The 7,507-nt window shown below is 71.2% G+C and carries 10 protein-coding genes; 5 read left to right on the top strand and 5 right to left on the bottom strand.

Annotated elements, in window-relative coordinates; genetic code table 11:
• Window positions 1-76 precede the first annotated feature (76 nt).
• A complete protein-coding gene (locus AB0469_RS11840; RefSeq protein WP_366451186.1) occupies window positions 77-856 on the bottom strand; it encodes a hypothetical protein in 780 nt (259 codons plus the stop codon).
• A 133-nt stretch (window positions 857-989) separates the two neighbouring features.
• Here AB0469_RS11840 and AB0469_RS11835 point away from each other — a divergent pair, with 133 nt between their 5' ends.
• The 4 genes from AB0469_RS11835 (at window position 990) to AB0469_RS11820 (ending at window position 4,218) form a co-directional block, all read left to right on the top strand.
• Window positions 990-1,790, top strand: coding sequence for an ABC transporter ATP-binding protein (locus tag AB0469_RS11835; protein WP_042817238.1), 801 nt, complete (start codon window positions 990-992; stop codon window positions 1,788-1,790).
• 71 nt (window positions 1,791-1,861) lie between these two features.
• Entirely contained in the window at window positions 1,862-2,290 is a 429-nt protein-coding gene (locus tag AB0469_RS11830) for an NfeD family protein (RefSeq protein WP_366451185.1), read from the top strand.
• 85 nt (window positions 2,291-2,375) lie between these two features.
• Complete coding sequence (locus AB0469_RS11825) at window positions 2,376-3,350, top strand: SPFH domain-containing protein (RefSeq protein ID WP_042817240.1); 975 nt, start codon at window positions 2,376-2,378, stop codon at window positions 3,348-3,350.
• A gap of 97 nt (window positions 3,351-3,447) precedes the next feature.
• Window positions 3,448-4,218, top strand: a complete 771-nt coding sequence (locus AB0469_RS11820) for a sulfite exporter TauE/SafE family protein (protein ID WP_366451410.1) — start codon at window positions 3,448-3,450, stop codon at window positions 4,216-4,218.
• A gap of 81 nt (window positions 4,219-4,299) precedes the next feature.
• Here AB0469_RS11820 and AB0469_RS11815 read toward each other — a convergent pair whose 3' ends face one another.
• The 3 genes from AB0469_RS11815 to AB0469_RS11805 form a co-directional block, all read right to left on the bottom strand.
• Window positions 4,300-4,803 carry an HNH endonuclease gene (locus AB0469_RS11815; RefSeq protein WP_366451184.1) on the bottom strand — a complete coding sequence of 168 codons (504 nt, stop codon included), beginning with the start codon at window positions 4,801-4,803 and terminating at the stop codon, window positions 4,300-4,302.
• Window positions 4,804-4,952: 149 nt separating this feature from the next.
• Entirely contained in the window at window positions 4,953-5,486 is a 534-nt protein-coding gene (locus AB0469_RS11810) for a YbhB/YbcL family Raf kinase inhibitor-like protein (RefSeq protein ID WP_366451183.1), read from the bottom strand.
• A gap of 40 nt (window positions 5,487-5,526) precedes the next feature.
• Window positions 5,527-6,309: a sporulation protein gene (locus tag AB0469_RS11805; protein ID WP_042817243.1), complete on the bottom strand. Its 783-nt coding sequence runs from the start codon at window positions 6,307-6,309 to the stop codon at window positions 5,527-5,529.
• Between the two features lie 139 nt (window positions 6,310-6,448).
• Between AB0469_RS11805 and AB0469_RS11800 the strand changes: the two genes are divergently transcribed.
• On the top strand, window positions 6,449-7,090 hold the full coding sequence (locus AB0469_RS11800; protein ID WP_366451182.1) for a DNA-3-methyladenine glycosylase: 642 nt from the start codon (window positions 6,449-6,451) through the stop codon (window positions 7,088-7,090).
• Window positions 7,091-7,312: 222 nt separating this feature from the next.
• Here the strand turns inward: AB0469_RS11800 and AB0469_RS11795 are convergent.
• Window positions 7,313-7,507: hypothetical protein (locus AB0469_RS11795; RefSeq protein WP_366451181.1), on the bottom strand; the 195-nt coding region annotated here is incomplete at its 5' end.

The raw sequence follows: 7,507 nt of genomic DNA, 5'->3' as shown, positions 1-7,507 counted from the left end.
CCGGGGCTCCGGCACTACGGCTCGCGCTTCTCCACCGGGGCGTCGTACGCCGCCACCGGTGCCCGGGGCCCCGGCACTACCGCTCGCGCGCCTCCACCGGGGCGTTGTAGGCCGCCACCAGCGCCCGCCGGGCCACCCGCTCCACCGGCCGCAGCGCCTCGGCCCGGGCCGCCATCTCCGAGGCCGCCACCGCGCCCCCGTGTCCCCGCTCGTACGCCAGCGACACCATCAGGTCCACCCGCTGCGCCAGCGCCAGCACCCGCACCGCCCGCGCCGGATACCCGGGCGCCAGCACCTCCCGGCCCGCCTCCGCCCGCGCCCGGTACGCCGACAGCGCGGCCTCGGCCACCGGCCCCGACCCCGCCACGTCCAGCCGCGTCAGCACCACCGTCGCCTCGCGCAGCGCCTCGGCCAGCTCCCGCTCCGCCTCACCCAGCGACGGCACGTCCGCCGGCGGGGCCTCCCGCACCGGCAGGCACCGCCACACCACCGAGACGTGCACGTCGCCCGCCGGACCGGCCTCCTCGACCTCCGGCACCAGCCCCAGCGCGGCCCCCGCGCACACCACCGCCTCCTCGGCCTCCAGCGCCCGCGCGTTGAACTCCGGCGGCCCGCTCAGGCCCAGCGGATGCCCCGGCGCCGGCAGCGCCACCCGCATCCCCGTCACCCCCAGAGCGCGCAGCCGCCCCAGCGCCAGCGTGAGCCCCACCGGACCCGGCTCGCCCGGCAACCCCGCCACGCGGTGCACGGCGTCCTCGCCCACGATCGACGACGCGGCCTCGTCGGGCGAGACACGACCGGCCAGCAGAGCGTTCCCCCAGGCGGCCAGCCGCCCTGAACGCGGTTCGAAAAGCATCCCCCCACTCTACGGATCCGGCCCCCGACCCGGCCTGGGGCCCGGACCCGTCCCCGAGTGGCGTAGGTTTTCCCCTGGGGCTGCGCCTGCCGGCGCACAGAGAACCGTGACTGCAAGGGGTGACAACACGCTCATGAGCGATGTTCTGGAGCTGGTGGACGTATCCGTGGTCCGCGAGGGCCGGGCTCTGGTGGACCAGGTCTCCTGGTCGGTGAAGGAGGGGGAGCGCTGGGTCATCCTCGGCCCCAACGGCGCCGGCAAGACCACGCTGCTGAACCTCGCCTCCAGCTACCTCTTCCCCACCAAGGGTTCCGCCACCATCCTCGGCAGCACCCTCGGCAAGCCCGGCAGCGACGTCTTCGAGCTGCGCCCGCGCATCGGCGTCGCCGGCATCGCGCTCGCCGACAAGCTCCCCAAGCGGCAGACCGTCCTGCAGACCGTGCTCACCGCCGCCTACGGCATGACCGCGACCTGGCAGGAGGAGTACGAGGAGGTCGACGAGCAGCGCGCCCGCGCCTTCCTCGACCGCCTGGGCATGTCCGACTACCTCGACCGCAAGTTCGGCACCCTCTCCGAGGGCGAGCGCAAGCGCACCCTGATCGCCCGCGCCCTGATGACCGACCCCGAGCTCCTCCTGCTCGACGAGCCCGCCGCCGGCCTCGACCTCGGCGGCCGCGAGGACCTCGTCCGCCGCCTCGGCCGCCTGGCCCGCGACCCCATGGCCCCGTCCATGGTCATGGTCACGCACCACGTCGAGGAGATCGCCCCCGGCTTCACGCACGTCCTGATGATCCGGCAGGGCAAGGTCGTCACCGCCGGCCCCATCGACCTGGAGCTGACCTCGCGCAACCTGTCGCTCTGCTTCGGGCTCCCGCTGGTCGTCGAGCGCAACGACCACGACCGCTGGACCGCCCAGGGCCTGCCCCTGCGCTGACGCACCCCGGCGCCCGGAGGACGGCCTTCGCACCCTGTCCAGGCCGCGCCCACCCGACCTACCATGACCATGTGGACATCGACGCATGGGTGTGGTGGCTCATCGGCGCGGTCGGACTGGGCATCCCGCTCGTCCTCACCGCGATGCCGGAGTTCGGCATGTTCGCCGTCGGCGCCGTCGCCGCCGCCGTCACGGCGGCCCTCGGCGGGGGAGCGGTGGCCCAGGTCCTGGTCTTCGTCGCCGTGTCGGTCGCGCTGATCGCCGTCGTCCGGCCCATCGCCAACCGGCACCGCGACCAGAGGCCCCAACACCGCACCGGCATCGAGGCGTTGAAGGGCAGGACCGCCGTCGTGCTCGAACGGGTCGACGGCAGCGGCGGCCGCATCAAGCTCGCCGGCGAGGTCTGGTCCGCCCGGACGCTCGACTCCCACAGCAGTTTCGAACCCGGCCAGTCCGTCGACGTCGTGGACATCGACGGCGCGACCGCGGTCGTCATGTGAGCAAGCAGCCCACCCGCGGCCCCGGGGTCTGCGAGACTCCGCTCAACGGGGCAGCACAGACAGCCGGAAGGGCACGGGGAACCGCATGCAACCGATCATCATCGTCCTGATCATCCTGGTGGTACTGGTCTTCATCGCCCTGGTCAAGACGATCCAGGTGATCCCGCAGGCCAGCGCAGCCATCGTCGAGCGGTTCGGCCGCTACACGCGCACCCTCAACGCGGGCCTCAACATAGTCGTCCCGTTCATCGACTCCATCCGCAACCGGATCGACCTCCGCGAGCAGGTCGTCCCCTTCCCGCCGCAGCCGGTCATCACCCAGGACAACCTGGTCGTCAACATCGACACCGTCATCTACTACCAGGTGACCGACGCCCGCGCCGCGACGTACGAAGTGGCCAGCTACATCCAGGCGATCGAGCAGCTCACCGTCACCACGCTGCGCAACATCATCGGCGGCATGGACCTGGAACGGACCCTCACCTCCCGCGAGGAGATCAACGCGGCGCTGCGCGGGGTCCTCGACGAGGCCACCGGCAAGTGGGGCATCCGCGTCAACCGCGTCGAGCTCAAGGCCATCGAGCCGCCGACCTCCATCCAGGACTCGATGGAGAAGCAGATGCGCGCCGACCGCGACAAGCGCGCCGCGATCCTCCAGGCCGAAGGCGTCCGCCAGTCCGAGATCCTGCGCGCCGAGGGCGAGAAGCAGTCCTCCATCCTGCGCGCCGAGGGCGAGGCCAAGGCCGCCGCCCTCAAGGCCGAGGGCGAGGCCCAGGCCATCCGCACGGTCTTCGAGTCCATCCACGCCGGCGACGCCGACCAGAAGCTCCTCGCCTACCAGTACCTCCAGATGCTCCCGAAGATCGCCGAGGGTGACGCCAACAAGCTCTGGATCGTGCCCAGCGAGATCGGGGACGCGCTCAAGGGCCTCTCGGGCGCCATGGGCAACTTCGGCCCCCTGGGCGGGAGCCCGACGGGCTTCAACCCGCAGAACACCGGCAAGGGAGCCCCCGGCGCCGACAGCGGGGCCGAGCGCCGGGAACAGCCCCCCATCGACTGACGCGGTCCTCCCCTTCGTGCATGATCGGTGAGGCCCCTCGACCTTCATGGCGGGGAGGCGACTCACTCACACAAAGGGGATGGCTCCGTCCATGTCCATGTCCAACTGGGAATCACTCGCGGTCCTCGCGGCCGGAATCGGCGCCGGCACGATCAACACCATCGTCGGTTCCGGCACCCTGATCACCTTCCCGGTGCTGCTCGCCACCGGCCTGCCCCCGGTGACCGCCAACGTCTCCAACACCCTCGGCCTGGTGCCCGGTTCCCTCAGCGGGGCCTTCGGCTACCGCAAGGAACTCCGCGGACAGCGCGCCCGCGTCCTGAGGCTCGGCGCCGTCTCCCTCGTCGGCGGGCTCGCGGGCGCCGTCCTGCTGCTGACCCTGCCGTCGGACTCCTTCGACACGATCGTGCCCGTCCTCATCGGCCTGGCCCTCGTGCTCGTCGTCCTCCAGCCGAAGCTCGCCGCCGGCCTGCGCCGCCGCCAGGAAGCCGCCGGAGGCGACACCGGACACCCCGACGGCGGCCCGGCCCTGCTGACGGGCATGTTCCTCGCCAGCGCGTACGGCGGCTACTTCGGCGCCGCCCAGGGAGTGCTCTACCTCGGCCTGATGGGCCTGCTGCTCCACGAGGACCTGCAGCGCACCAACGCCGTCAAGAACGTCATCGCCGCACTCGTCAACGGCATCGCGGCCGTCTTCTTCCTCTTCGTCGCCGAGTTCGACTGGACGGCCGTCCTGCTCATCGCCGTCGGCTCCACCATCGGCGGCCAGGTCGGTGCCAAGGTCGGCCGGCGGCTCTCCCCGACCGTCCTGCGCGGCGTCATCGTGACGGTCGGCCTCCTGGCCATCGCCCAACTGCTGCTCCGCTGAACGACGTAGAAGAAATACGCCGCCCCGTGCGCGGCACGGGGCGGCGCACGGGGCGGACGGGGCACGCCGGGCGGACCGGACTCAGGCGGAGCGCGCCAGCCAATCGGGCAGCGCCTCCTGGCCGCCCACCCCCAGCGCGAGCAGCATCGCATCCGCCGGCGACGGCACGAACGGCTCCCGCAGCAGGGGCATTCCCGCCTCCTCCGGGGTCCGCGCCGCCTTGCGGTGGTTGTCCTCGGCGCAGGACGCCACCGTGTTCAGCCAGGTGTCCCCGCCCCCCTGCGCCCTCGGCAGCACGTGGTCCACGGTCGTCGCGCGCTTCCCGCAGTACGCGCACCGGTGCTGGTCACGGACCAGCACCCCCCGCCGCGACCAGGGAGCATGTCTTCGGAACGGCACCCGGACGTACCTGCACAGCCGGATCACCCGGGGCATCGGAAGGTCCAGCGCGGCCGCCCGCACACGCAGCCCGGGATGCGACTGTTCCACCACGGCCTTGTCCTGGAGCACCAGAACGACGGCCCGGTTCAGCGACACCGTCGACAGCGGCTCGAAGCTCGCGTTCAGTACCAGCGTGTCCCGCATCTCGCCCACCTCCCGTGTGCAGGCCCGCGACCACCCTGGCGACAGGGCCCGCAACCACTCTGGCCGCGCGCGCCACGCGGGACAACGCAATAAAAATGCCCGGTCCCGGCCTCATTTAGACCAGGACCGGGCCAACGCCGGGAGAACGATCAGCTCGCCGGCGCCTCGTACTCACCGATCAGCTGCGCACGGCCGAGCGCGTGGAACCGCAGATGGAAACCGACCACGGCACACGACGCGTCCGCGTCCGGGCCGAGCTTCTCCCGGTCCACGGCGTACACCGTGAACACGTACCGGTGCCGCTCCCCGGCCGGCGGGGCCGCACCGCCGAAGTCCTTCGTCCCGTAGTCGTTGCGCACGTGCACCGCACCGGCCGGCAGCCCCTCGAACTTCCCGCTGCCCGCCCCGGCCGGCAGCTCGGTGACGGACGCGGGGACGTCGAAGAGCACCCAGTGCCAGAACCCGCTGCCCGTCGGCGCGTCCGGGTCGAAGCAGGTCACCGCGAAGCTCTTCGTCCCCTCGGGGAAACCCTCCCAGCGCAGCTGCGGGGAGACGTTCCCGCCCGCCAGCACCTGCGCGTCGCCCAGATCCGCACCGGGCGCGAGATCGGCACTGGCCACCGTGAAGGCGGGCACCTCGGGGTGGAAGGCGTGGGGAAGAGGAGCCCTGTTCCGCTCGGTCACTGCTGTACTCCTTGATCGAAGAAGTCCTACGGGCCCGAGACTAGAACCAGTTGCGCTGCGAACCGACCGAGGCGATCCACTGGTTCAGGTACGCCGCCCAGTCGGTCCCCTCGTACGAGTGCAGACCCACCTGGAAGCAGCGGTAGGTGTCGCTGCCCTCGCTGAACAGCCCCGGCTTCTTGTCCATCTCCAGCACGACGTCCATCTCGCGCCCGTCCGAGACGAAGGTCAGCTCGACCTGGTTCAGGCCCCGGTACTGCGACGGCGGCAGGAACTCGATCTCCTGGTAGAAGGGCAGCGTCTGGCGCGTCCCGCGGATGTGCCCGCGCTCCATGTCCGCGCTGCGGAAGGAGAAGCCCAGCTGCCGGAACGCGTCGAGGATCGCCTGCTGCGCCGGCACGGGGTGCACGTTGATCGGGTCCAGGTCACCGGCGTCCACCGCGCGGGCGATCTCCAGCTCGGTGCTCACCCCGATGCTCATCCCGTGCAGGGGGTGGCCCTCGAAGTGGGTGATCGGCGTCTCCGCCGGGATCTCCAGCGCGAAGGGCACCACGTGCAGGGCGTTCGGCTGCACCTTGAAGGCACCGCCGAGGCGCTGCTTGGTGAAGACGACGTCCTGCTTGTACTCGTGGTCGCCGCCCTCCACCTCCACCCGCGCCTGGAGCCCCACCGACAGCCCCTCGATCTGCTGCTCCACGGACCCGCCCTGGATCCGCACCTCGCCCTGGACGATCCCGCCCGGCACCACGTTCGGCTCGGTGATGATCGTGTCCACCGAAGCGCCACCGGCACCCAGGCTCGCGAGCAGCTTCCTGAACCCCATGTCAATCTCCCCTATACGGATATACGGATACGGTTCCCAGAGGCGGCGGCCGGCCCGACCGGCCGCCCGTCCCACCCCCTACCACTGCGGAACCTTAGGCCCCGGTTGCACGGGCGCGCGGTCCACTACGCTCGGCCGGATGAGCGCGCGCCCCGACCGTACGCCCCTGCCCCGGTCCTTCTTCGACCGCCCGGTCCTCACGGTGGCCCCCGACCTGCTCGGCCGGACCCTGGTCCGCCGCACCCCGGAGGGCCCGGTGGAGCTGCGCATCACGGAGGTGGAGGCGTACGAGGGCGAGGCCGATCCGGGCTCCCACGCCTACCGCGGCCGCACCGCCCGCAACGCGTCGATGTTCGGCCCGCCCGGACACGCGTACGTCTACTTCATCTACGGCATGTGGTTCAGCCTCAACCTCGTCTGCGGCCCCCCGGGCCACGCGAGCGGCGTACTGCTCCGCGCGGGAGAGGTGACGGCGGGCGCCGACCTGGCCGCCAAACGTCGACTTACGGCCAGAAACCCACGAGAACTCGCCAAGGGTCCGGCTCGCCTGGCCACGGCCCTGGCCGTGGACCGCTCCCTCGACGGCACCGACCTCTGCGGGGGACCCGATTCCCCCCTTTCCCTCCTCGCCGGCACGGCCACCCCTCCCGACCAGGTCGGGAACGGCCCCCGCACGGGTGTCGGCGGCGCCGGCGCGGCCCATCCGTACCGCTACTGGATCAGCGGCGACCCCACCGTCAGCCCGTACCGCGCCCACGCGCCGCGCCGCCGTTCAACTTGACTCGATCTTTGGCGACGCCTAACGTAGCCCGAGCCGCTGGAACGGGACACTGCCATCGCAGACCCCGCGGGAGCGGCCAAACCACTACCTACGACGCGCCCCTGGCGGGGTCGATTTCGGCGTGCCCGAATTCGAATCCGACGGCTCGATTATGAGTTGCAGGGGATAAGCGCTAACGTGGTGGAGCGCCGAAAGGCAAAGGCCTCCAACGGCCACCGGAATTCAAATCCAAGTCGGAAACGGCGCGGAAATGATCTGGTAGAGTTGGAAACGAAGGAAGCGCCCGGAGGGCCTGGAAACAGGAACAAAGGAAGCGTCCGTACCTTGAGAACTCAACAGCGTGCCAAAAATCAACGCCAGAAGTTGATACCCCGTCCACTCCGGTGGATGAGGTTCCTTTGAAAAAGACCTGTCGGG

Source organism: Streptomyces sp. NPDC093801 (assembly GCF_040701585.1).
Lineage (GTDB): Bacteria > Actinomycetota > Actinomycetes > Streptomycetales > Streptomycetaceae > Streptomyces.
This window is presented reverse-complemented; position numbering and strand designations above follow the sequence as displayed.

Excerpts from the sequence above, each read along its gene's own strand:
- AB0469_RS11840 (WP_366451186.1), bottom strand. The coding sequence starts at position 856 with ATGCTTTTCGAACCGCGTTCAGGGCGGCTGGCCGCCTGGGGGAACGCT.
- AB0469_RS11835 (WP_042817238.1), top strand. The coding sequence starts at position 990 with ATGAGCGATGTTCTGGAGCTGGTGGACGTATCCGTGGTCCGCGAGGGC.
- AB0469_RS11825 (WP_042817240.1), top strand. The coding sequence starts at position 2,376 with ATGCAACCGATCATCATCGTCCTGATCATCCTGGTGGTACTGGTCTTC.
- AB0469_RS11820 (WP_366451410.1), top strand. The coding sequence starts at position 3,448 with ATGTCCAACTGGGAATCACTCGCGGTCCTCGCGGCCGGAATCGGCGCC.
- AB0469_RS11815 (WP_366451184.1), bottom strand. The coding sequence starts at position 4,803 with ATGCGGGACACGCTGGTACTGAACGCGAGCTTCGAGCCGCTGTCGACG.
- AB0469_RS11805 (WP_042817243.1), bottom strand. The coding sequence starts at position 6,309 with ATGGGGTTCAGGAAGCTGCTCGCGAGCCTGGGTGCCGGTGGCGCTTCG.
- AB0469_RS11800 (WP_366451182.1), top strand. The coding sequence starts at position 6,449 with ATGAGCGCGCGCCCCGACCGTACGCCCCTGCCCCGGTCCTTCTTCGAC.